Here is a 334-nt window from a genome sequence, read left to right on the forward strand (position 1 = left end):
GGTCTGATTTTCGAAGATAATATTGCCCCAGGATGGTGTCGGCGGCTGCACGCCAACGCCCAAGTAGGACAAAGTCGCTTCCAGCAATACGGTGGTAGAAATACCCAGCGTGCCCCAGACAATCAGGGTCGGGATCAGATGCGGAAGAATATGCAGAAACAGAATGCGGCCATGCCCAGCGCCCAGTGTTTTCTCAGCTGCAATATAATCACGTTCTGCCAGTGAGGAGGTCTGGGTGAAGATAACGCGTGCGGTCTGCACCCAGTTCACAAAGGCAATCACCATTGCCACAATCCATAAGGATGGTGAAAAAATCGCCGCCAGACAGATTGCC

The 334-nt window shown here is 52.7% G+C and carries 1 protein-coding gene; it reads right to left on the minus strand.

Annotated features, from left to right (window positions below; translation table 11 throughout):
* Positions 1–334: ABC transporter permease (locus HBA93_RS19825; protein WP_221724428.1), on the minus strand; the 334-nt coding region annotated here is incomplete at both ends.

Origin of the sequence: Ochrobactrum sp. SFR4, from assembly GCF_019730395.1 — a bacterium.
Classification (GTDB): Bacteria; Pseudomonadota; Alphaproteobacteria; order Rhizobiales; family Rhizobiaceae; genus Pseudochrobactrum.